Source organism: Methylobacterium sp. 001424705 (assembly GCF_059816145.1).
In genome coordinates, this window is record NZ_JCBANU010000006.1 from 37,942 (window position 1) to 56,626 (window position 18,685).

General features: G+C 70.7%; 24 protein-coding genes. 10 read left to right on the plus strand and 14 right to left on the minus strand.

Translation table 11 applies throughout. From position 1 onward, the window contains the following. Positions 1-500: 500 nt before the first annotated feature. From AC6EUL_RS06685 to AC6EUL_RS06710, 6 genes are all read left to right on the plus strand, one after another. Positions 501-1,511, plus strand: coding sequence for a zinc-dependent alcohol dehydrogenase family protein (locus AC6EUL_RS06685; RefSeq protein ID WP_056382678.1), 1,011 nt, complete (start codon positions 501-503; stop codon positions 1,509-1,511). A gap of 110 nt (positions 1,512-1,621) precedes the next feature. Beyond that, entirely contained in the window at positions 1,622-1,810 is a 189-nt protein-coding gene (locus tag AC6EUL_RS06690) for a hypothetical protein (RefSeq protein WP_244480207.1), read from the plus strand. Positions 1,811-1,842: 32 nt separating this feature from the next. Continuing rightward, entirely contained in the window at positions 1,843-2,490 is a 648-nt protein-coding gene (locus AC6EUL_RS06695; protein WP_056348475.1) for a BON domain-containing protein, read from the plus strand. 446 nt (positions 2,491-2,936) lie between these two features. Continuing rightward, positions 2,937-3,752: a universal stress protein gene (locus tag AC6EUL_RS06700; protein WP_499869551.1), complete on the plus strand. Its 816-nt coding sequence runs from the start codon at positions 2,937-2,939 to the stop codon at positions 3,750-3,752. Then, positions 3,752-4,099: a c-type cytochrome gene (locus AC6EUL_RS06705; protein ID WP_499869553.1), complete on the plus strand. Its 348-nt coding sequence runs from the start codon at positions 3,752-3,754 to the stop codon at positions 4,097-4,099. Before AC6EUL_RS06700 ends, AC6EUL_RS06705 begins: the two co-directional genes overlap by 1 nt. A 14-nt stretch (positions 4,100-4,113) precedes the next feature. Then, a complete protein-coding gene (locus tag AC6EUL_RS06710; protein WP_499869555.1) occupies positions 4,114-4,974 on the plus strand; it encodes a universal stress protein in 861 nt (286 codons plus the stop codon). 132 nt (positions 4,975-5,106) lie between these two features. On the opposite strand, the gene AC6EUL_RS06715 is transcribed toward AC6EUL_RS06710, so the two are convergent. From AC6EUL_RS06715 to AC6EUL_RS06750, 8 genes are all read right to left on the minus strand, one after another. Beyond that, positions 5,107-5,553, minus strand: a complete 447-nt coding sequence (locus tag AC6EUL_RS06715) for a host attachment protein (protein WP_499869557.1) — start codon at positions 5,551-5,553, stop codon at positions 5,107-5,109. Between the two features lie 31 nt (positions 5,554-5,584). Further along, entirely contained in the window at positions 5,585-6,394 is an 810-nt protein-coding gene (locus AC6EUL_RS06720; RefSeq protein WP_056220108.1) for a universal stress protein, read from the minus strand. A gap of 75 nt (positions 6,395-6,469) precedes the next feature. Further along, positions 6,470-7,117, minus strand: a complete 648-nt coding sequence (locus AC6EUL_RS06725) for a BON domain-containing protein (RefSeq protein WP_056348492.1) — start codon at positions 7,115-7,117, stop codon at positions 6,470-6,472. Then, a complete protein-coding gene (locus AC6EUL_RS06730) occupies positions 7,114-7,644 on the minus strand; it encodes a response regulator (RefSeq protein ID WP_244479974.1) in 531 nt (176 codons plus the stop codon). Before AC6EUL_RS06730 ends, AC6EUL_RS06725 begins: the two co-directional genes overlap by 4 nt. A gap of 62 nt (positions 7,645-7,706) precedes the next feature. Next, positions 7,707-9,050, minus strand: coding sequence for an NRAMP family divalent metal transporter (locus tag AC6EUL_RS06735; protein ID WP_056220114.1), 1,344 nt, complete (start codon positions 9,048-9,050; stop codon positions 7,707-7,709). Beyond that, positions 9,047-9,337, minus strand: a complete 291-nt coding sequence (locus tag AC6EUL_RS06740) for a hypothetical protein (protein WP_499869560.1) — start codon at positions 9,335-9,337, stop codon at positions 9,047-9,049. Before AC6EUL_RS06740 ends, AC6EUL_RS06735 begins: the two co-directional genes overlap by 4 nt. 25 nt (positions 9,338-9,362) lie before the next feature. Beyond that, positions 9,363-9,578, minus strand: coding sequence for a hypothetical protein (locus AC6EUL_RS06745; protein WP_056348500.1), 216 nt, complete (start codon positions 9,576-9,578; stop codon positions 9,363-9,365). Next, on the minus strand, positions 9,575-10,192 hold the full coding sequence (locus AC6EUL_RS06750) for a potassium channel family protein (RefSeq protein ID WP_499869562.1): 618 nt from the start codon (positions 10,190-10,192) through the stop codon (positions 9,575-9,577). The genes AC6EUL_RS06745 and AC6EUL_RS06750 overlap by 4 nt, the downstream gene beginning before the upstream one ends. A 211-nt stretch (positions 10,193-10,403) precedes the next feature. On the opposite strand from AC6EUL_RS06750, the gene AC6EUL_RS06755 reads away from it, so the two are divergent. The 4 genes from AC6EUL_RS06755 (at position 10,404) to AC6EUL_RS06770 (ending at position 11,952) form a co-directional block, all read left to right on the plus strand. Further along, complete coding sequence (locus AC6EUL_RS06755; protein WP_056220123.1) at positions 10,404-10,643, plus strand: biotin/lipoyl-containing protein; 240 nt, start codon at positions 10,404-10,406, stop codon at positions 10,641-10,643. Positions 10,644-10,758: 115 nt separating this feature from the next. Continuing rightward, positions 10,759-11,136, plus strand: coding sequence for an SPW repeat protein (locus tag AC6EUL_RS06760; protein ID WP_056220126.1), 378 nt, complete (start codon positions 10,759-10,761; stop codon positions 11,134-11,136). Further along, positions 11,133-11,492 carry a c-type cytochrome gene (locus AC6EUL_RS06765; RefSeq protein ID WP_499869565.1) on the plus strand — a complete coding sequence of 120 codons (360 nt, stop codon included), beginning with the start codon at positions 11,133-11,135 and terminating at the stop codon, positions 11,490-11,492. Before AC6EUL_RS06760 ends, AC6EUL_RS06765 begins: the two co-directional genes overlap by 4 nt. A gap of 19 nt (positions 11,493-11,511) precedes the next feature. Further along, the gene (locus AC6EUL_RS06770) at positions 11,512-11,952 is read left to right on the plus strand and encodes a glucokinase (RefSeq protein WP_499869567.1); all 441 of its coding nucleotides are present in this window, start codon (positions 11,512-11,514) and stop codon (positions 11,950-11,952) included. A 447-nt stretch (positions 11,953-12,399) separates the two neighbouring features. Here AC6EUL_RS06770 and AC6EUL_RS06775 read toward each other — a convergent pair whose 3' ends face one another. From AC6EUL_RS06775 to AC6EUL_RS06800, 6 genes are all read right to left on the minus strand, one after another. Continuing rightward, positions 12,400-13,101 (minus strand): copper-binding protein, encoded by a 702-nt coding sequence (locus tag AC6EUL_RS06775; RefSeq protein ID WP_056382701.1) that lies wholly within the window; start codon positions 13,099-13,101, stop codon positions 12,400-12,402. A 78-nt stretch (positions 13,102-13,179) separates the two neighbouring features. After that, positions 13,180-13,470, minus strand: a complete 291-nt coding sequence (locus tag AC6EUL_RS06780) for a copper-binding protein (protein WP_056270518.1) — start codon at positions 13,468-13,470, stop codon at positions 13,180-13,182. Positions 13,471-13,636: 166 nt separating this feature from the next. After that, complete coding sequence (locus tag AC6EUL_RS06785) at positions 13,637-15,055, minus strand: multicopper oxidase family protein (RefSeq protein WP_056382703.1); 1,419 nt, start codon at positions 15,053-15,055, stop codon at positions 13,637-13,639. A gap of 41 nt (positions 15,056-15,096) precedes the next feature. Next, complete coding sequence (locus tag AC6EUL_RS06790; protein ID WP_056270522.1) at positions 15,097-16,632, minus strand: TolC family protein; 1,536 nt, start codon at positions 16,630-16,632, stop codon at positions 15,097-15,099. A 47-nt stretch (positions 16,633-16,679) separates the two neighbouring features. Further along, a complete protein-coding gene (locus tag AC6EUL_RS06795; protein WP_499869568.1) occupies positions 16,680-16,967 on the minus strand; it encodes a hypothetical protein in 288 nt (95 codons plus the stop codon). Between the two features lie 800 nt (positions 16,968-17,767). After that, positions 17,768-18,376 (minus strand): DUF2231 domain-containing protein, encoded by a 609-nt coding sequence (locus AC6EUL_RS06800; protein ID WP_056220153.1) that lies wholly within the window; start codon positions 18,374-18,376, stop codon positions 17,768-17,770. Positions 18,377-18,685: the final 309 nt, after the last annotated feature.

Genomic DNA, 18,685 nt, shown 5'->3' on the forward strand with positions numbered 1-18,685 from the left:
CGGCGGCTGCCCTTCTCCCCCTCATAGTCTGTCTGAGCGTCTCGCTTCCGGCGCGGGCGCAGTCCCCTGCGCCCGCACTGGTCTTTCACGGCAATTATTGCGGCCTGGGCAACAACGCCCCTCTCCCTCCCATCGACGCCCTCGATGCGGCGTGCGCACGGCACGACGCCTGTACCCCTGTCGCCGGCCTGCCTCCCGCCCCCTGCAATCTGCGCCTGCAGCGCGAGGCGGAACGCATCGCGCGCGATCCGAGGATGCCGGACGATGTGCGGACCCTGGCCGGCATCATCGCCGCCGGTGCCTCCGTGCTCCCCTTCGATCCGAGACCCGCAGCGGTCGTCGAAGCTCGGTCACCGCCCCCGAAGCCACGCGGCCGTCGCACCGCCGGGTGAGGGCCGACAGAGCGTCCGCGGGGGCAATCACCGGCCGCGCCGGCGGGTCGTCGCGCGACGTCACCTTGCGGAACGTCCGCAACGCGCCTGCTGTCGGAGGAGGGCACCATGTTCGCGATGGTCCTGCGGGAGGCCGGAGGATTCCTTGCCCCCGAGTGCCGCCCGACCCCGGAACCGGGGCCCGGCGAGGTCCGGATCCGGGTCGAGGCCTGCGCGGTCTGCCGCACGGACCTCCACCTCATCGACGGAGAACTCCCGCAGGCGACGTATCCCATCGTGCCCGGCCACGAAGTCGTCGGCATCGTCGCGGCGCGCGGCCCGGATGTCCGAGTGCCACCGTTGGGCAGCCGGGTCGGCGTGCCGTGGCTCGGGCATGCCTGCGGGCATTGCTCCCATTGCGAGGCCGGCCGCGAGAACCTCTGCGACGCGCCCGGCTTCACGGGCTGCACGCGCGACGGCGGCTTCGCGACCGACATCCTGGCCGAGGCAGCCTTCACGATCCCCCTCGGTGCCGATCTCGACCCGGTCGCGACGGCACCGCTGCTCTGCGCCGGCCTGATCGGATGGCGAACCTTGCGGATGGCCGGCGCGGCGGAGACGGTCGGGCTGTACGGCTTCGGCGCGGCGGCCCACATCATCGCCCAGGTCTGCCGATGGCAGGGCCGGCGTGTCTTCGCCTTCACCCGCCCCGGCGACCGCGAGACCCAGGCCTTCGCGCGATCCGTCGGGGCGGAGTGGGCCGGCGGGACGGACGCGCCGCCGCCGGCGCCGCTGGACGCCGCCCTGGTCTTCGCGCCGGACGGGGCCCTCGTCCCGACGGCGCTGAAAGCGGTGCGCAAGGGTGGCCGGGTCGTCTGTGGCGGCATCCACATGAGCGATATCCCCGCCTTTCCGTACGAACTTCTCTGGGGCGAGCGCGCGGTGCTGTCGGTGGCGAACCTGACCCGCGAGGACGCCCGCAGCTTCTTCGCGCTCGTCCCGCGGGCGGGCATCGTCACCCACACGCGTCCCTACCCGCTGGAGCGGGCCAACGAGGCGATCGCGGATCACCGGTCCGGGATCTTGCGGGGGGCGGCCGTCCTGGTGCCTCAGCCGCTCGCCCGGCGCCCGACGACGTGAAGCCCGCAGGCCCCGAAGGGGACGGCCTTGATCCATCTCAAGGCCGTCGCCGGTCCGACGGTCATCATGCCTCGCGTAATCGCGAACGGGAGCCGACGATGACCCTGGTCATGAGATCCACTTACATCCGGCCGGTCCAGCATGTCCGGATGCCGGTCACGCTTCGGGCGCACAATACGGATGCACCCTCGGTCGTCTCGAACGGGCACCGCTACCGAAGCATCGGCAGCCTGCAGGCCCTGGGTCTCGCGATTGTGGCCTCGCTGGTCACGCCGGCCCTGCTCTGGCTCGTGCTCTGAAGCCCCGCGTGAACGCGAACGGGAGACGGACGATGGACGACAGGACCCTGCGCCAGCACGTGCTGGAGGAATTGGACTTCGATCCGAAGGTGGACGCGGCGCATATCGGCGTGGCCGTTCGGGACGGTCTCGTGACGTTGTCCGGCCACGTCGCCACCTATGCCGAGAAGATCGCCGCCGAGAAGGTCGCGCAGCGGGTCCGCGGAGTCCGGGCCGTCGTCGAGGAGATCGAGGTCCGCTACCCCGCAGACCAGAAAACCGGCGACGAGGAGCTCGCCGCCCGCGTCGTGAAGGTTCTGGCCTGGAACGTCCAGGTCCCGGACGAAGCCATCAAGGTCAAGGTCGAGGAGGGCCGTGTCACCCTCGATGGCTGCGTCCCCTGGTACTATCAGAGGGCTGCGGCGCAATCCGCAGTGGCGAAGCTCGCCGGAGTCCGGGAGGTCCTGAACCTCCTCGCGGTCAAGCCCTCCGTTCGGTCGCGCGACGTGAAGGCGAAGGTGCTCGCAGCCCTGAAACGGACGGCGCGGGATCCCGACACGATTACCGTGCGCGTGGAGGGCGACACGGTGATCCTCGACGGATGCGTCGACCTGTGGCGGGAGCGCGAGCTCGCGGAGCGTGCGGCCTGGTCGACCCCGGGCGTCCATGCCGTCGACGACCGCCTCCGGCTGGCTTGGTGACGGGACCGGTGTTTCCCCGCCCCACCGATGCAGGCGGGTTCGGAATGACCGACGCGGATCAGGGGGGCCGGATGGCGCGCTGCCAATCCGGACGTCTCCTCCCGCGGGGGCGGCGCACGAAGCTGTCCGAGGGACTGTTTCAGGGATTGTCCAAGGGACGGGCGGCGGCCACTCCCCGTCATGCGCGGGACGCGCAGAGGATGGGCCCGATGGAGGGCGAAGCCCGGATTCGGGTCGTTCGATCGGGGACCGGGGAGGGCTTCGGCGCCCGCCCGATTCCCCGCCAGGCGCGCCCTCGCGAAGGACCGTCGCGCGCCAGACGCCGCTGCCGCGAAGCGGACGTGGCCGGCCATCCGCCGGTCCTTGAGATGGATCAAAGGCCCCGGGGGCCATCGCAGGCAAGGTGTCCCGACAGTGCGGTCGAGCCCGGGCTCGGGGGGGAACTCGTGACGATCTCCAACATCATGGTCTCGGTCGATCTCGGGGCCGCTGCGTCGGACCGCGTTCGGCTTGCCGCCGGCCTCGCCGAGCGCTTCGGGTCCAAGCTCACCGGCGTCGCCGGGCGCCCGGTCCTCGGTCCGATACCGATCGGGGACGTGCTGCAGGCCGAGCGCGCCTGGGCGGCCGAGGAGCGATCGGCCGAGGAGGATCTCGCCGCGGCCCAGGCCCTCTTCGCGCGCGAGGCGGCAGCGGCGCAGTCTCGGGCCTGGAGATCCGTGACCGGCTCGCCCCTGGCCTACCTCGCCGCACAGGCGCGCAGCGCCGATCTCGTGGTCGTCGGACGGCAGGGGCCGGGCGACGGCGACCCGGGGGTGATGGCTGTCTCGGTCGGTCCGCTCCTGATGGAGGTCGGACGCCCCGTGCTGCTCACGCCGCCCGGACTCGCACATCTCGCGGCAAAGAGGATCGTGGTGGCCTGGAAGGACACCCGCGAGGCGCGCCGGGCCGTCCATGACGCTCTGCCGCTCCTCGCACGGGCGGACAAGGTCCACATCGCCGTGGTCGGCCCGGCGGCGGACCAGGAGGGGGCCGAGGATGCCGCCGCCTATCTGTCCGGCCACGGCGTCACGGTCACCACGCATCTGCTGCGCAGCCCGGAGATCAGCCCCGCTGAGGAGATCCTTCGGTTCGCCCGGCGCGAGGAGGCCGACTTGGTGGTGATGGGGGCCTACGGGCGCAGCCGCCTTCGTGAATGGATCTTCGGCGGCGTCACCCGCGACATCCTTCAGACGACCCCCCTCTGCTGCCTGATGAGCCACTGATGCGCCGCGTCTCCCAAAAACGACGTGATCTGCTGGCGATCAGCGCGGCGCCATTCCTTTGGCTGTCCGTCTTCGCCCCCGCCGCCGCCTGGGACCTCAAGGCGAAGCAAGGGGAGACCATCGCCCGGACGAACTGCGCCAGGTGCCACGCCGTGGGGCGGCAGGGTGCGAGCCCGCTCCGGGACGCACCGCCATTCCGTGAGCTGCACACGCACTACCCCGTCGAGGATCTCGCGGAGGCATTGGCGGAGGGCATCACCACCGGGCATCCCGCCATGCCGGAATTTCGCCTCGAACCAGACCAGGCGGACAACCTGATCGCCTACCTGAAGACGCTGGAACGCTGATCGAGGAGGAACTCGTGTACCTGCGCTGCCTCCTCGTACCCACGGCCCCCGGGAACGACGCGACGCCCCGGCTCGATGCCGCGCTGCGCCTCAGCCGCCGCCTGCACGCCCATATCGGGGTCGGCTTCATGGCCCCCGGTCCCGAGCACGTCCTCGCCGGAATGGCGAGTTTGGTGGCCGTGGACGACCTGACCATCCAGGCGATCGAGCAGGGCGTGCGCGAGGCCGCCATCGCCGGAAAGGCAGCCCTGCAAGCCTGGTGCGCCCGGCAGGGCGTCGCGTTCATGCCGGCCGGCGAGCGCCTCGATGCCACTTTCGCGGCTTGGTCCGAACATTCCGGCGAGGTCGAACCGCTCCTGACGCGCCTCGGCCGGGTCAACGATCTCATCATCGTCGACCGCCCCGATCCGGCGCGGCCCTTCACCGGGCGGGCACTCGACACGGCCTTGTTCTCCGTCGGCCGACCGACCCTGATGATCGGGGAGCCCGTCACCTACGATCCGCTCTACCATGTGGTCATTGCCTGGAACGGCAGCTTGGAAGCGACGCGCCTGATCGGCCAGTCCATCGCCCTCCTGCGCGAGGCCACCCGCGTGACCGTCCTTCACGTCCGCACCGAGCGGTTCGCGGAGGCCTGCGCCGCCGACCTTTCGGAACACCTGCGCTGGCACGGCATCGTGGCCGAGACGGTGAACCTGCCGATGACGGCAACGGCTTCGGTCGGGGCGGCGATCCTGGCGGAGGCCGAGGCGCGAGACGCCTCCCTGCTCGCGCTGGGCGCCTACACCCACAGCCGGGTCCGCGAGTTCCTGCTCGGCGGCGTCACCCGCCACGTCATCGAGAACGCCCGGATGCCGGTGCTGATGGCTCACTGAGGCGCCGGTCCCGGCACGCCGCGCTCCGCGCCCGGATCCTCCCGTTCTCGCCTCACCCGGCAGGCCCGGCTTGCGGGCGGCCTGTGGAGTCGCCCACCATCGGCTTCGGGCCGGCGGCCCGGGGTCGGTCCTTCAGGCATCGGCGAGATGGCGCCCGATCTCCTCGACCGGGTGTTTGGTCAGGTCCTTGTCGACCTCGGCCACGATGGCCCGCCGCAAGCGCTCGGGCAGGACACGCCGAAGTTCCGCGAGCATCCTCGGCGGTGCGACCACGACCAAGGCGAGGAGAGGATCGATGCGGTCCAGGGCCGTCACCACGTCCAGGGCGAAGCGGGTCTCGGCCATCCGATGCCAGTCCGTCTGCTCGATGGAACTGCGGCGGTCGCCCAGCCTGACCCGCGGAGGCCTGTCCGTGCCCTGCTCGCGGGTCGGCGGGTTGGGCGGGGCGTCGAACACCCTCTCCATTCGCAGGTCCAGGGCGCGCGGGTGCCCCTCGTTGCGGAGCACCAAGGCCTTGCGGCCGTCGCAGACGACGACGGAGCCGTCGTGCGGGATCATGAGGTTCAGCCTGCCGGTCATGGGGTCGCTCCAAGCCGAGCGTTCGTCTCCGTCAGTGGCTCAGGAGGCAGCAGACGGGGCAGCCGGCGAGCAGGTTGCGGGTGACGCCCCCGAAGGCCCATTCGCGCAGGCGGCCGTGGCCATAGGCCCCTGCCACGATCAGGTCGGCGGCGTACTCGCTAGCCGCCTCGACGAGCGCTTCGGCGGTCGTGGCGCCATAGGCGTCCTTCGGCATGGCGGTGGCGTGGACGTCATGGGCCTGGAGGAGGCTGACAATGTCCCGGGTATCGCCGGCGCCCTGGCCCTCATCGACGGTCAGCACGACGACATGGGACGCCCGTTTCAGGAAGGGCACCGCATCGCGGACGGCCCGATGCGCTTCGCGGGTGCTCTTCCACGCGACCGCCACCCGCTGCGCATCGAGGTGGTCGATCTCCGGCGGGACCACCAGCACCGGGCTGCCGAGCCGCATCACCGCATCCCCTGGATCGACCGACAGGAGCGGGTTGCCCGCGTCGCCCCGGCCAACGATCACGAGGTCCGCCGCGGTCGACTGGCGGGCCAGGAACTCCAGCGGAAAGTCCAGGTTCGAGCGCCACTCGACGCGGCTTCGGCCGGCGGCGGCTTCGTCGAAGGTCGCGTGCGCGATCCGAAGGTCGTTCAGGACGGCCTCCTGAACCGAGGGGAGGCAAAAGGCGCCTCCGAGCATCGGGCCGATGGGCGCAGCCTCGTAAGCCGGCATCTCGGCCGCGATGCCGATGAGGCGGGCCTTGAAGTCGTCGGCGAGGTGCCCGGCGAGGCGGATCCGGCCGCGCGCAGCTTCGCCGAGATCGACCGAGACCATGAGGCTGGCATAGGACATGGGGATCTCCCGTTCGGCGTCGGCTTCGGAAGGGGCGGCGCGGGGCCGGCGGCGAGCCCGACCCCGGTCGGTCGTTCAAGCGAGCGTCAGGTGGTCCACGACGGAGCGCACGCCGGGAGCGGACCAGGCGGCGTTCTCGACGAGGTTGCGCTCGTGCCAGGCATGCACCTTGCCCTCCAGGGTCACCTTGGCGTCCTTGACCGTCACCTTGATCGCGTCGGCCTCGACCTCGGCGTTGCGCTTGAGCGCCGCCTCGATCTTCGCGCGCACGTCCGTGGCGCTCGCCGCCGGCTTGACCTCGATCATGTTGATGATGCCGGCAACGCCCGAGAGGCGCTTGAGCGCGGCCTGGGCCTCCTCCTTCTGGTACTGCCACGCGACCTCGCCGGTGAGCGTGACCCAGCCGTCCTGCACCTTCACCTGGATGGCGTTCGGCGGAACGCTGACGGACCAGTCGAGCATCTGAACGGCGCGTCGGGCCAGGTCCTCGTCGCGGGGCGGTGCCTCGCCGGCGAAGCGGACCTTGATCTCCTCGACCACGCCGCGCACGCCGCGCACCTTCCGGGCCGCCTTCTCGGCCGCCAGCCGCTCGGTGTAGCTGCCGACATGGCCCGTGAGCGTGACGATGCCGTTGTCCACGGCGACGCCGATGTTGGCCGCATCGATGCTGGGCTCGAAGTCGAGTTCGTCGACGATGCTTTGGCGGAGGATCTTGTCGTTCATGAGAGATCTCCTTCGGGGAGGGACCGGCATCCGTCCTCGTGACGATGGCCGGGTGCCGTATCCTGGCTTCCGCAGGCCGCGGGGCATTGATCCACCTCAAGGGCCTGGCCGGAGCGGATCCCGCCCTCCATCGGGCATTCCCTGGGCTCGGCCCGCGCCCCTTCCGCCAATCGCTGGAGCCGGATCGCCCGTGCGACGGCCTCCGTCAGGCAGGGGCGGTCGAGGACGAGGACGTCGCCGAAGGCTTTTGGAACGGGAATCGAGCCCGCGAACAGCGCGAACGGGATCCCGCGGCGGCGCAGCGCGCAGGCCAGGGGGAAGCAGGGGCCTTCCTGCAGGTCGACGCTGACGAGGGCGAAGGCCGGCTCGCTGCGGGCCAACCCGTCCACGGCCTCCTCGCAGGTGGGATAGGGGCCTTCGACCGCGTAGCCCTCATCCGTCAGCGTGTCCTCCAGCCACATGGCCGGCAGCGCCTGCGGCTCGGCCACGAGCACGACCCGTCTCGAGGCTTGATCCGTCCCTGGCATGGCCCGTCCTTCCAAAGCTGCAGGCGCCGAGAATCGGGGAGGGAGGTCCGGTCGACCTTGATCTATCGCAACGGAAGGACGGCGCTGATCAGCATCGCGGCGACGGTGAGCATCATGCAGGCGGTGGCCGCCCAGCCGAGCCACCGGAGCGGCCCGCGCACGGCGAAGGCCCCCATGATGTCGGTGCGGGACGCGGCCAGCATCATCACGGCCATGATCGGCACCGCGATGACGCCGTTGACGACCGCGCTCCAGTAGAGCGCCCGGATCGGGTCGACGGCGCCCAGGCTGATGATCATGCCGACGAGGGTCGCGAGGGCCACCGTCCCGTAGAAGGCGCGTGCCTCGAGCAGGTGACGTCCGAATCCGACCGGCCAGTGCTGCGCCTCGCCGACCGCGTAGGCCGCCGAGCCGGCCAGGACCGGCACCGCCAGGAGCCCGGTGCCGACGATGCCAAGCGCGAAGACGCCCGCCGACAGGGGGCCGGCGATGGGCCGGAGCGCCTCGGCGGCCTGGGCCGAGGTCTGGATGTCGGTGATGCCGTGCGGGTGCAGCACCGCGGCGGTCGTCACCATGATGGCCAGGGCGACGATGTTCGAGAACGTCATGCCGACGAGGGTATCGACCCGGATGCGGTGAAGGGCCGCCTTTCCCTGCTCGGGTGCGTGGGCGAGGTCGCGCCGCCGCGGGAAGGCGTGCAGGTCCTCGGCCTCCTCCGCCGCCTGCCAGAAGAACAGGTACGGGCTGATCGTGGTGCCGAAGATCGCCACCAGGGTGGTGAGGCTCGCCCCGCTGCCGTCGAGACGCGGCACGGCCATGGCCCATCCGAGCTCGGACCAGGAGACATGGGCGAACACGACCACACCGAGATAGGCGAACAGGCTCAGGGTCAGCCACTTCAGCACGGCGACGTAGCGGGTGTACTGCAGCACCAGTTGCATGAACACGCAGGCCCCCGAGAACAGCCCGACATAGAGCCAGCGCGGGCCCGGCAGCAGGAGATTCAGGGCATCGGCCATGGCGCCGAGGTCGGCGCCGAGGTTCAGGATGTTGGCGATGAGCAGGAGCAGGACCACGCCCTGGAGCAGGCCGTTGGGATAGTGCTGGCGCAGCACGCCGGCGATGCCGTGGCCGGTGGTGCGCCCGATCCGGGCCGAGACCATCTGCACGGCGGCCATCAGGGGCAGGCTGTAGAGCATGGTCCAGCACAGGCCGTACCCGAGCTGCGCCCCGGCCTGCCCGTAGGTGGCGATGCCGCTGGGATCGTCGTCCGAGGCCCCGGTGATCAGGCCCGGTCCGAGAACACCCAGCAGGCGTGGTTTCGAGGGGCCGACGGCGGCGCTCAGGCCCTCCGGGTCATTCGGCTCGGTCAGGACGCTTGCGACCGGGACCGGTATCTCGGTCATCGGTCGATGCCGTGCGCGCCACGAGGGCCCGTGTCGTGCCCAAGCGGGGGCAGGGCATCGGGGGCGGACCAGATCGTGCGGGCGACCTTCAGGGCCGCGTCCAGGTCCTCGCGGTCCGTGCCGTAGCGACGGTGCAGGGCTTCGAGCCACGGCAGCGTGCCGTCGGGGCCCGACCAGATCTCCGCGGCCGACACGTGGTACATCCCATCGAGTGCCTCGATGCCGTAGCCGGTGACGGCCCACTGCCGCCCGCGCCAGTGCACCGGTTCGGTAAGCTCGTGCGCCATGACCTCGCTCCCGATCCTCGCGCCGCTAGGCGCGTTCTTCCTGCACCGCGGCGGCCTCGCAGGAGTCCGCACGCAGCCGCCAATCCACGATGCCGTTGGCTTCACAGAACAGCGCCTGCCCGGCTGCGCGGGCGGAGGCCTCCGACGTGGCCGGAACGAGGACTTGGTGCTGGCGCGCAGGCCGCTCGTGACCGGTATCGTCGCTGACCAGCTTGTGGAACGTGACCAGGAACATCCTCATCGGGTCGCCTCCGTGCGCGCGCGACGAGACGCCGCCGCGTCCCCCGCGAGCGGAGTTGACCCCGGATCCGGCTGGGCGCCTTGATCTGCCGCAAACTCGGCCCCCGTCTGCGGAAAGAAGCGCGTCCGCTTCGGCGCAAGGAGCGTGCTGCCGGAGCCGGACGACGCCACCCGATGGGCTTGGCCCTTGCCGTGCAGCGGCCAGTATCGCTCCATGGCGAGATAGGTGAACGAGGCCGACCAGCCGATCAGCAACAGGCCGTTCAGGGCCTCGACGCCGGAGATGAGGCGCGCATGCCCGACCGGGAAGTGGTCGCCGAAGCCGAGCGTCGTGTAGGTCACCACCGAGAAGTACAGGCAGTCCTCGAAGGTGGTGACCGGTACGCCCGCAAAGGCGCCGTTACCGAGCCGCAGCACGAGCAGCCAATAGGCGCCGGCATAGATCCACACCGCCGCCGTATGCCCGACGAAGGCCGCCAGCACCACGACGAGGATGCGGGCGCGCGGTGGAATCGGAAGCTCCGCCAGGTGCTCGGAGGTCAGGCGCAGGATCTCGTACAGCACCAGGATGGTGGTGATGACGAGGGCGACGCTGGCGGACATGGCGAGGAGCATGCGGCTGTCCCGAGAAGGAACCCGGGAGCAGCATGCGCCGCGCCGCACCGGGCGCCTTGACCTGCCTCAACGCGGCCCCGACGTCCGCCCCGCCGTCGTGGGCCGGAGGTCAGCGGGTCCTGATCCAGATCAACGCGTCACCCGATCCCGTAACATTACCTTGTCACTGCGCCCCGATCTTCCGGGCGCGCGTCAGCAAGGGAGGCCGGCCATGCCGGACGTTCGCGTATCCGAGGATCTGTGGTCCACGGGGATGCTGCCCGAAGGCATCCTGGAGCGCTGGCTGGTCGAGGACGGGGCCAGGGTGAGGGCCGGGGAGGCCGTGGCCGCCGTGCGGATCGGCGAGGCGCTCCACGACATCGTCTCGCCGGTCGGCGGGCGCCTGGAGGTCGTTGCGCCGGCCAGCGAGGTCGTCGACCCAGGCTGCATCATCGCCGAGGTTCATGCCTGACGCCGCGCCGCGGAGAGACTTTGAGCGAGATCAAGGCCGGCCGGCCCGCGCGGCGAGAGGATGACGGCAGCGAACCGCGGCGGATGTTGTCGCGGGCACCGGTCGGAGGCGTCCCATGGCTCGATCCAACCTGCACGCGCGCCCCTCGCCACCGGAATGGCGGACGGACGAGATCCTGCTCGGCGCCCTGCAGCACGCGGCCGGCGTCGCGCTGGTGCTGGCCGCGTGGGTCCTCATCCTCGTCGACCAAGGCCGCCCCGGCGCCTCCGCGCTCCTGCCGGGCCTGTTGGTCTTCGGGCTGTCCACCGCCAACCAGCTTCGCTTCCGCGCCGTGTTGGAGCGTGCCATCGCGCTCATCGGGGCCTGGACGCTGCTGGCCCCCTGGATGCTCGGGTTCGCCGCCAACGATGTCGCGACCTGGGCCCACGTGACGCTCGGCGGCGTGAGTCTCGCCTCCGCTCTGGCATGGCTCAAGCTGGCGCGAAAGCCATGACCCCAGCGACACCATCCCGGATCGGATGGCTGGCCTGTTCGGGGCTGGCGGTGGTCACGCTGGGTTTTCCGGCCACTTCCGGCCCGGGGGAGGATCACCGCATCCGGGGCTGGACCGTGGCCGCGCAGCTTTGCAGCCGGTGCCACGTCATCGGCAGGGAGCCACAGGACGGCGGACACGTCGGACCAGACTTCCGGACCATCGCCGCCATGCCCTCGACCACGGGCGTCGCGCTCAACGTCTTCCTGCAGAGCCACCATCAATGGATGCCGAGCGTGCGGCTGGACCGGGACGAGCTGGATGCGGTCATCGACTACGTCCTCAGCCTGAAGACGGCGGAAGCCGCGAGGCCTTGAGGCCCGGAGATCGAAAGCGATGCTTCCCTTTCCCGTACTCCTGGCCGACATCGGCGGCACCTACGCCCGGTTCGCCGTCTTGCCGCGGCCGGGCGCCGACCCGACGCCGATCTGGAAGGTCGCGACCGCCGGCTTCCCCGGCCCTGTGGAGGCCATTCGGTCCTATCTCGATCGACCCGGCACGGTCAGGCCGTGCGCCGCCTTCCTCGCCGTCGCCGGGCGGGTCGGGGGCGATGGGACGCGCCTGACCAACGCGGGTTGGCGGTTCGACCCCGGTGAGATCGGCATCGCGCTCGGCCTCGATGCCGTGAGGCTGGTCAACGACTACGTGCCGCTCGCGGCCGCCCTCACGATCCTCGACCAGGAGAACCCGGCCGAACTGGTGCGAATCGGTCCCCCGGGGCCCCCCTCGGGCACGGGGTCATCGGGCCGGGCAGAGACTTCGGCGCGGGGGCCCTGATCCCGGCCGGTGACCGCCTCCTGTTCCGGACCACGGAGCCCGGGCACTCGCGGCGGCAGGCGATGCCGCGATCGACCGGCCCCTGCCAGCGGGGGTCCTCGCCATGCGGTCCAAGAGTGCGGTCCACAAGTGCGGTTCAAGAACGCGGTCGCAGGCGAGGCAATCGAACCGTACGCACGCCTGCTCGGCCGTTGTACCCGCGACCTGTCCGTGTCGGGCGGTGACAAGCCCCTCCCCGAGAGCCCTCCCCGAGAGCGTCCGCGAAGGGCGGATACGGGCGGGTCAAAGCCCGCCAGTGGGAGGCTTCGCTTTCGGGAGGGCCCCAGGATGTTTGCCGTGGAGGTCTCCGTGGCGGTTCGGTTTCATCGGCGGCAACGCTCGTCGCGAGGCAGCCCGGGGTTTTGGGCTCGATCGCGAGACGATGGCCAGGATGCCCGCCGCCGGCCCTCACTTCGCCTTCTGGATCCGCGTCACCGCGATCGAACCGTTGATGCGCTCGGCGGAGAAGCGCACCTTCTCGCCCGGTTTGAGACCCTTGAGCAGAGCGGGGTCCTGGACCCGGTAGGCCATCGTCATCGCGTCCATGTCGATATTGGGGATGGACGCGTGGTCGAGGGTGACCTTGCCCGCAGCCTCGTCGACCTTCTTCACCGTCCCGGCGACGAGGGGCGCGTTGGCGGGCGTCGCCGACGCGGCCGGCTTCTCCGGAGCGGGGGGCGATGCGGGCTGGGTTTTCGCCGGCGCCGCCTGGACCGCCCGGTCGAGGGGGCCTTCGCCCGGCGGCGTCTGGTTGGGCTGCGGCCGGTAGCCCGCCTCGCGACTGCGGACCTGCCACTGCTTCAGGGCGTCGATCCGCGCCTGCTGCGTGTCCTGGATCGTCTGCGCGATCTCGCGCAGCTGACGGTCGGCGCCGTAATCGAGCTGCGCCTTGGCCAGGAACAGCGTCTCCTCGAGGCTGGCGATCAGCAGCGCGGCGAAATCCCGGTCCGGGTCTCCGGTAAGCTTCGTGTCCCGGAACCGGGTCGCCATCGTGTCGCGCGCCCGCTCCAGGGCTGCGGGCGCGCCCGTCGCGGGCTGTGCGCCGGCGGGAGGCGCGACCGAACCGACAAGCACGGCCGCGAGCGCGGTGGACAGGATCAGGCGTCGCATCGGGGCTCCATTTCAAGGCTCGACGGCCCTCGCACCGGACCGGGTGGCGATCGTGCGAGGGCCCCTGGGGGGAGGGCGCTATTTCGCCTTCTGAATCGTCGTGACGGTGTACGCACCGCCGGTCTCGACCACGTCGAAATCGACCTTGTCCCCGGCCTTGAGGCCCTTGAGCACCGCAGGGTCCTTGACCGGATACGCCATCGTCATCGCGCCCATGTCGAGCTTCGGGATCGCGGCATGGTCGAGGGTCACCTTGCCGGCGGCCGGGTCGATCTTCGTCACCGTCCCCCTCACGGATTGCGCCCAGGCGGGCATCGCGACCGCCAGGAAGGCCATCGAGAGGACGGCGAGCGGGATCTTGCGTCTCATGGTCGGTTCTCCTTGAAACCAGCGAAGCACCACGCCGGCCCCGTCGAGCGGATCGGCGACCGGTGCGGCGGAGTCCGGACGGGATCGCTCCCGGTCCGAACGGATCTGCCCGGGCGGCAGCCCAGGGGGGGCCGTCCGCGGGCGCGGGCGACGCGCGGTCGACCGGTTAGGGCTCATGGCCGCCCGCGTTGGACGCGGTGCGCCGCGTGCGCGGATCCACGGCCCGGAGGTCGGTCTGGCGCGCCCGCCGGCCCTTCGTCGTGCCCGGCGCGCGCGCCGGCTCGGGCATCGGCTCGCCGGTCCATTCGTAGGCCACGGAGCCTGCCGGGTGCTGGTACCAACCCGGGTCGCGATAATCGTCGGCCGCCAGTCCAGGCCGCACCTTCAGGACCGTGAACATCCCGCCCATCTCGACGGAGCCGAACGGACCGGCGCCGGTCATCATCGGCAGCGTGTTCTCAGGGAGCGGCATCTCCATTTCGGCCATCATGCCGCCGCCCGTCGAACCCATCGGCATGTAGCCGGGCGCGATCTTCTGGATCTGCTTGACCGTGCTCTTCAGGTTGACGCCGATATACGTCCGGACCGCATGGCCCATCGCGTTCATAGTGTGGTGCGACTTGTGGCAGTGGAGGGCCCAGTCGCCCGGGTTGTCGGCGTTGAACTCGATCACCCGCATCTGTCCGACGGCGACGTCGGCCGACACCTCCGGCACCTGATAGCGCTCGTCGATCCAGCCGCCATCCGTGCCGGTGACCTTGAAGTCGCAGCCGTGGACGTGGATCGGGTGGTTGGTCATGGTGAGGTTGCCGAAGCGCATCCGCACCTTGTCGCCCTGGCGGACGACCAGGGGGTCGATGCCGGGCCACGCGCGGCTGTTGAAGCACCACAGGTTCATGTCGAGCATCGTGTTGACCTTGGGCACGTAGGACCCGGCCTCGATGTCGTAGGCGTTCAGCAACCAGACGAAGTCGCGGTCGACCCGCCGCTCGGCCGGGTCGCGCGGATGCACGACGACGAACCCCATCATGCCCATCGCCATCTGGACCATCTCGTCCGAGTGCGGGTGGTACATGAAGGTGCCGGAGCGCCTCAGGATGAACTCGTAGACGAAGGTCTTGCCCGGGGGGATGCCGGGCTGGGTCAGCCCGGCGACCCCGTCCATGCCGTTGGGGAGCGTCTGCCCGTGCCAGTGCACGGCGGTCGCCTCCGGCAGGCGGTTGGTGACGAAGATGCGGATCTTGTCGCCCTCGACCGCCTCGATGGTCGGGCCCGGCGATTGCCCGTTGTAGCCCCAGAGCCGCGCGTTCATGCCGGGCGCCATCTCCCGCACGACCGGCTCGGCGATCAGGTGGAACTCCTTCCAGTCGCCGCGCATGCGCCACGGCAGCGTCCAGCCGTTGAGCGTCACCACCGGCTGGTAGTCCGGCCCGCTCGTCGGATAGAGCGGCGGCTGCATGGTCGCCTTGTCCATGATCGGGGCCTCCGGCAGGCCCGCGGCCTGGACCCGTCCGCTGATCATCGACGTGCCGGCGAGCACGAGGCCGCCCGCTCCCAGGATCCTTCTGCGCGAGATGTCGGTCATGAGGCCTCTCCGAATGACATGGGCGGACCGGGCTTCGGGGCTCAACCGCCGGGCGTCCCGACGGCGAGGCTCTCGCCCGGGGTGCCTCCGGCGGCTTCGCCGCCGAAGTTGTCCGCCGAGAACCCGCCGCCGACGGTCGCCGCCTTGAGGTCGGTCGCCGCGATCCAGAAGTCGCGCTTCGCCTCGATGGCCTGGATGTTGCTCAGGATCCTGGCCCGGGCGTCGATGATGAGCGTCGTCACGTCCAGGAGCATGCCGCTGTACTGGAGCAGGGCCTGGTCCTGGATCGTCCTGCGCAAGGGTAGGACGCTCGTCTGGTAATGCCGGGTGATGTCGTACTGGCCGCGGTACCGCTGATAGGCCTCGCGGACTTCGGAGCGGGCGTTCACCGCACGCTCCGCCAGCCGGTTCGCCGTGGCGAGATAGGCCTCCTTCGCGCCCCGGACCGCCGTCGTGCCGAAATCGTAGATGGGGATGGTCAGGTCGGCCGAGAATCCGTTCAGGCTGCCCTTGTCGACCTTCGGGGCGGCACCGCTCTCGAACGTCCGCGACCGGGCGTACTGGTTCGCGAAGCCCACGTCGAAGACGCTGATGAAGCCAGTGGCCTGGTCCAGGCCGAACTGCCCGACAAGCGACTGCAGTTCGAAGCGGGCCGCCTGCACGTCGGCCCGCCGCCTCAGCGCCTCCACCTCAATGCCTCGACCGTCCACGAGGCGCTTGGGCAGCGCGGGAAGGTCCTTCGGGAGGCGGAACTCGATGTCCCGCCCCCAGAGGCCGAGCAGGCGGGTGAGGCGCTCCCGCTCCGCCCGCTGCTGGACACGCGCCTTGGCGAGCTGCGCCCCCAACTCGCTGTAGAAGGCGTGCTCGCGCGCCTGCTCCAGCTTGTTCAGTGCGCCCGTCTCGCCGAGTTGCTGGGTCAGGGTCGACGCGGATTCGGTGCTCGCCAGCGCCTGTTCGAGGAAGGCGATGGCCTGGTTGGCCGCCACCGTCCGATAGAACTGGCGCCGGGCCTCGCCCGCGAGTTTCAGGACCTGGTCCGCCGCGTTGTACTGGTCGCCCCGGAAACGCTGGCGGGCGATCTCGGCGCGGGCCGGCAGCGTCGCCAGGTCCAGCACGCTGGCGGCCACGGAGCGCTCGATCTCCGTGTTGAACCCGAGCCCCCATTGCGTGATCGAGAAGGTCGGGGCGTGCGGCAGGGTCGCCTGCACGTACTGCGCCTCGGAGACGCCGAGGCCGTTGAAGGCGGCCTGCAAGCCCCTGTTCCTGAGAAGCGCGACCTGGACGGCGCCATCCGCCGTGAGGGGACGCCGCAGCAGCGCATCCACCCGCGCCTCCGCGCTCGGCGCGATCCCCTGGTCGCTCGATTTCGCGATGTCCTTGCCGAGTTCGAGCGAGGCGTATTCGCTGGCGACCGACAGGCCTGCATCCGGTGAGAAGCTCGCGCAGCCTCCCAACAGCAAGGCCACGCCGGCCAAGCTCCCGGTCAAGCTCCCGCCCCCCGGGCGCCCCCGGACGGCGCCGCCCGGAGGGCGCGCCGTCGTACCGGCATCTCCCGGCGTGGTCGTGTTGCGTCCCATGACCGTTAGTCCGGGAGGGGGATCGATCGGGTTACAGAGACGGACCATCACCGACCTCCCGAATCGCGCTTTCCGCCCATGCCGTCCATGCCCGGCATGCCTCCCGTCCCGCCGGACCCCGCCTTCGGGGCCACCTGCCGGTTGAGCTCCAGCCAGTCCTTCGTCTCGACCACACCGAAATCCTTCACGCCCCGGGTGACCGTCGCGTAGCGAGGGGGTGGGACCGTCACGTTCGGATCGGAGGGCAGGACAAGCCCGACGGGCACTGTGGCGGGGATGCAGCCGGCGAGCGGCAGGACCGCCGCGAGCGCGGCCGGTCTCGGCAACTTGAACATCGTATATTTCCCGAACTGAGGCGGAGGGCCGGGGACATGGCCCGGCGAGCCGCCGGCCGCACGGCGGAAGCCGACGACGGGGTCGCGCTCGACCAGGGCACCAAGGCGATGAGGGGGGAGGGGGTGGCCGTCCCGTCGGAACGGCCGTCGGCGGTCGCGAGAGCCGCCCGCGCATCAGGCGCCGAGCCTCGGCGGTCGCTCGATCCGGAGCGGATGGGCGTCGACGGGTCCGTCCGCCCGTCCGATCCGTCCGCGGTCGGAGGGCGTGTCCTCCAAGGGCGGTCCGCCCCCTGCCATCGTCGGCAACGCGGCTTGGCAGCCGAGGGCGCAGCAGGGCGACGGGCCGCCCGGGCGCTTCGAACCGTGTCGGTGTCCCGGGCCGCCGTCATCGCCGGCGGACGCGGAGGGACCGTCCTGTGACGGCGCATGACGCGCCGCGTCCCGCGCGCTGTCCGGCGTGTCGAAGTCCCGCGACGCCCGCGCGGGGTCGGCGTGCGGCATCCGCGCGGAGGCGTCGGAGAGCCAACGGTCGGCCGCCGCGGCCTGACGGCCCATCGTGCATGCCGCCGCCGGCGCGATGGCCAAAGCGAAAGCCAGGACGGCGAGCATCACTGTGCGCAGGAAGAGCATCGCTCAGGATTCCGGCCCGATCTGGAGAAAACATCCCGCAGCCCGGCGGGGCCTGCAACCCCCCCGACAGCAACAATCTCCGATAACAACCCTCTGTTGCATTTCCGCCATGAGCCGGGTCCCGGACAGGTTCTGCAGGATGGGCGACGCAGCGGGAGGCGGCGGTACGGTCAATGGGTATGGTCGTTGGGAAGGGCACTCGGAGCCGGGACCGCATCGGTCCTGCCCACGGCATCGGGCGTGGCGGCGTCATTCGTGGGGGTGTGATCGTGCGCGTGGCTATGCCCCTCGGCATGGTCGCCGCCACCGGGATGGACGTGGTCGCCGGATGTCGGGAGTGCCATGACGCCCAGGCCATAGCGGTAGACGTTCTCGCCCCCGAGCCAGCCCGTCACCGCGAGCGCGCCCGAACCTCCCGCCAGCAACGCCAGCAGCACGAGGCCCGCTCCGGCGCTCTTTCGGCGCTCCAACCAGGCGACGCCCCCGGCGGCGAGGAAGACCAGCGCGGTGGCCACGGCCCAACGCAGGTGGATCGTCATGTTCCGGTGCGAGGCCGCGTCGTGCGCCACCGTGTTGTAGGCCGACCAGCCCGTGGCGAGGGTTGCGACCGTGATGCCGACACCCATCGCGAGGTTCCAGCGGGCGGCCGTCGTGAGCGCGCCTCCGTACGGCCGCTGCCCGAGCAAGGTCCCGAGGGCGAAGAGGCCGCTGCTCGTGATGAGGAGAGCGACCGTGAAATGGACCGCGACCGGATGCCAGTTCGGGATCACCTCGATCATGACTGCACTCCAAGAAAAGCGTCGATGGCCGGACGGCCGGTCTTTGTCCGGGTCAGTTCAATCGCGGGGAGGGACCGAGCGAGACATCGCACGGGGACACGGCCGACGCCGTCACCGGATAGGACGTCAGACCTAGCCGGATCCGGCCCGGAACACCTTGTCGTGGGATGGGGAGCGCGCCGGCGCCAAGGCTCGGAAACCTCCCTGCCCACCTGTCTCACCGTACCCGTCCGGGGTATAGGAATACTACCTAAGCTTGACAATCATTCCCGCAACATACCTGTGCGTGAAGGCATGACGGGAGCGCAG

Excerpts from the sequence above, each read along its gene's own strand:
- AC6EUL_RS06695 (WP_056348475.1), top strand. The coding sequence starts at position 1,843 with ATGGACGACAGGACCCTGCGCCAGCACGTGCTGGAGGAATTGGACTTC.
- AC6EUL_RS06775 (WP_056382701.1), bottom strand. The coding sequence starts at position 13,101 with ATGCGACGCCTGATCCTGTCCACCGCGCTCGCGGCCGTGCTTGTCGGT.
- AC6EUL_RS06785 (WP_056382703.1), bottom strand. The coding sequence starts at position 15,055 with ATGACCGACATCTCGCGCAGAAGGATCCTGGGAGCGGGCGGCCTCGTG.
- AC6EUL_RS06720 (WP_056220108.1), bottom strand. The coding sequence starts at position 6,394 with ATGTCCTATGCCAGCCTCATGGTCTCGGTCGATCTCGGCGAAGCTGCG.
- AC6EUL_RS06755 (WP_056220123.1), top strand. The coding sequence starts at position 10,404 with ATGCCGGACGTTCGCGTATCCGAGGATCTGTGGTCCACGGGGATGCTG.
- AC6EUL_RS06715 (WP_499869557.1), bottom strand. The coding sequence starts at position 5,553 with ATGACCGGCAGGCTGAACCTCATGATCCCGCACGACGGCTCCGTCGTC.
- AC6EUL_RS06730 (WP_244479974.1), bottom strand. The coding sequence starts at position 7,644 with ATGCCAGGGACGGATCAAGCCTCGAGACGGGTCGTGCTCGTGGCCGAG.
- AC6EUL_RS06800 (WP_056220153.1), bottom strand. The coding sequence starts at position 18,376 with ATGATCGAGGTGATCCCGAACTGGCATCCGGTCGCGGTCCATTTCACG.
- AC6EUL_RS06760 (WP_056220126.1), top strand. The coding sequence starts at position 10,759 with ATGGCTCGATCCAACCTGCACGCGCGCCCCTCGCCACCGGAATGGCGG.
- AC6EUL_RS06770 (WP_499869567.1), top strand. The coding sequence starts at position 11,512 with ATGCTTCCCTTTCCCGTACTCCTGGCCGACATCGGCGGCACCTACGCC.
- AC6EUL_RS06705 (WP_499869553.1), top strand. The coding sequence starts at position 3,752 with ATGCGCCGCGTCTCCCAAAAACGACGTGATCTGCTGGCGATCAGCGCG.
- AC6EUL_RS06795 (WP_499869568.1), bottom strand. The coding sequence starts at position 16,967 with ATGTTCAAGTTGCCGAGACCGGCCGCGCTCGCGGCGGTCCTGCCGCTC.
- AC6EUL_RS06750 (WP_499869562.1), bottom strand. The coding sequence starts at position 10,192 with ATGCTCCTCGCCATGTCCGCCAGCGTCGCCCTCGTCATCACCACCATC.
- AC6EUL_RS06685 (WP_056382678.1), top strand. The coding sequence starts at position 501 with ATGTTCGCGATGGTCCTGCGGGAGGCCGGAGGATTCCTTGCCCCCGAG.
- AC6EUL_RS06745 (WP_056348500.1), bottom strand. The coding sequence starts at position 9,578 with ATGAGGATGTTCCTGGTCACGTTCCACAAGCTGGTCAGCGACGATACC.
- AC6EUL_RS06690 (WP_244480207.1), top strand. The coding sequence starts at position 1,622 with ATGAGATCCACTTACATCCGGCCGGTCCAGCATGTCCGGATGCCGGTC.
- AC6EUL_RS06790 (WP_056270522.1), bottom strand. The coding sequence starts at position 16,632 with ATGGGACGCAACACGACCACGCCGGGAGATGCCGGTACGACGGCGCGC.
- AC6EUL_RS06740 (WP_499869560.1), bottom strand. The coding sequence starts at position 9,337 with ATGGCGCACGAGCTTACCGAACCGGTGCACTGGCGCGGGCGGCAGTGG.
- AC6EUL_RS06765 (WP_499869565.1), top strand. The coding sequence starts at position 11,133 with ATGACCCCAGCGACACCATCCCGGATCGGATGGCTGGCCTGTTCGGGG.
- AC6EUL_RS06780 (WP_056270518.1), bottom strand. The coding sequence starts at position 13,470 with ATGAGACGCAAGATCCCGCTCGCCGTCCTCTCGATGGCCTTCCTGGCG.
- AC6EUL_RS06735 (WP_056220114.1), bottom strand. The coding sequence starts at position 9,050 with ATGACCGAGATACCGGTCCCGGTCGCAAGCGTCCTGACCGAGCCGAAT.
- AC6EUL_RS06725 (WP_056348492.1), bottom strand. The coding sequence starts at position 7,117 with ATGAACGACAAGATCCTCCGCCAAAGCATCGTCGACGAACTCGACTTC.